Source organism: Bradyrhizobium sp., assembly GCF_049581145.1.
Classification (GTDB): domain Bacteria; phylum Pseudomonadota; class Alphaproteobacteria; order Rhizobiales; family Xanthobacteraceae; genus Bradyrhizobium.
The window spans coordinates 1-1,751 of sequence record NZ_JBAURI010000331.1 but is presented as its reverse complement, the minus strand read 5'-3'; the positions used below and the strand labels follow the sequence as shown (position 1 = coordinate 1,751).

The window sequence follows — 1,751 nt, the reverse complement described above, 5'->3', positions numbered from 1 at the left end:
CCCTTTTGGATGTGGAAGGCGCTGCCGAGCCTCTTTCCCGCCGAGTTTGAAGGCCGCAGCGACTATTCCACCTTCGGCTTCCAGTATGAGAAGGACGCCGACGGCCGGCCGCTCGACTTGCCGATCGGCATTTCGCGCCGCGAGGTGAGCGGGATCGACGTCGTCTGGTTCAATTGCGGAACCTGCCACGTCGGGACCTGGCGCGAGACGCCGGACGCTTCCGCGCACGTCGTCCCCGGCATGCCCTCGAACAATCTCAACCTCTACCGCTTCATTCGCTTCGTGCTCGATCTGGCGACCGACGAGCGCCTTTCGCCTGATAACCTGATCCCGGCGATGGAGCGGGAGGGCGCGCGCTTCGACTGGCTCGACAAGCTTGCCTGGCGTTACGACGTGCTGCCGACCGTGCGCGAGGGCCTCATCGAGCACCGCTCGCGTCTCCTGCCGCTGCTCGAGAGCCAGCCGGCGTGGGGACCGGGCCGCGTCGACACGTTCAATCCCTATAAGCTCTTGCTGGAGCTGCCGCCGGGCAGCCGCGTTCCCGACGCGGAGTTGGTCGGAACCGCCGACTTTCCGGCAATCTTCAATCAGCGCCCGCGCGAGGGCATGAAACTGCATTGGGACGGTGACAACGATTCGCTCGCCGAGCGCAATCTTTCGGCCGCGGTCGGCGCGGGCGTGACGCCCGACTCGGTCGATATCGCTTCGATCGAGCGCAACGCCGCCTGGCTCCTGGACCTGAAGCCGCCGCCCAGTCCCTATCGCCCCGACCCGGCCGCAGTTCTTCGCGGCAAGACGGTCTACATGCAGGCCTGCGCCCCCTGTCACGGCTGGCAAGGCACGGACGGCTATGTCTTCGAAGGCGCAAACCTCGGGCAAGTCGAGCCGAACACGTCCCTCGGCGCCGACCCAAACCGGCTCAACTCCTATACGCAGAAATTCCGCGACTGGCAGATCTCGACGATGTTCGCGGGCACGCCCTACCACTTCACCCATTTCGTCAAGACCGACGGCTACGCCAATATGCCGCTCGACGGCTTATGGCTGCGCGCGCCCTACCTTCACAACGGCTCGGTCCCGAACCTCGCCGCCCTGCTCATGCCGCCGGATCGCCGGCCCAAGGCGTTCGTGCGCGGCTCCGATGTGATCGATCCGGTCAACGGCGGCTTTCTCGCTCCGCCGTGCGCGCCGGGCGCGGATTCGAAGGCCTTCTGCTTCGACACGAGCGCGCGCGGCAACAGCGCCGAGGGCCACGCCTATGGGACCAATCTGCCCGACGGCCAGAAGCGCGATCTTCTCGCCTATCTCTTGACGTTCTGAGCGGAGGGGGCCATGAGCGACGCGCTGACGATCGGCTGGAGTCAGGACCAGGCCAGGGCGCGCAAGAGCACGTATCAGAAGGTGCTCGGCTTCAACATGGCTCTGCACCTGGCGATCGGACTCTTATGCATGTTCGCGCCCTATTTCGTGTCGGAGACCTTTGGCCTCCCGCCGCCCGTCCCGACGGGCTGGATTCGCGGTTGGGGCGCAACCCTCATTCTGGTCACCGCGCTCTATGTTCCCGGCCTCCAGAACCCGTTGCGCTCGCGCTATCCCAACATCATGGGCCTGATCGGCCGCATCTGGATGGCGACCGTCTGGTTCGTCGTCGGCGGCGGCTTCTTCTGGTTCGGCCTGTTCGACTTCTCCTTCGCCATCATCCTCGCCTGGCTCTTCTACCGCTACTGCGTCGCGGAGTTGATGAGTCGGCC

The 1,751-nt window shown here is 65.6% G+C and carries 2 protein-coding genes; both read left to right on the top strand.

The genetic code is table 11. The features are described from left to right. The coding region (locus WCB02_RS10925; protein ID WP_423958149.1) for a c-type cytochrome at positions 1-1,320 on the top strand (1,320 nt) is incomplete at its 5' end. Between the two features lie 12 nt (positions 1,321-1,332). Beyond that, positions 1,333-1,751 (top strand): hypothetical protein (locus WCB02_RS10920; RefSeq protein WP_423958147.1); only part of this gene is annotated, 419 nt, incomplete at its 3' end.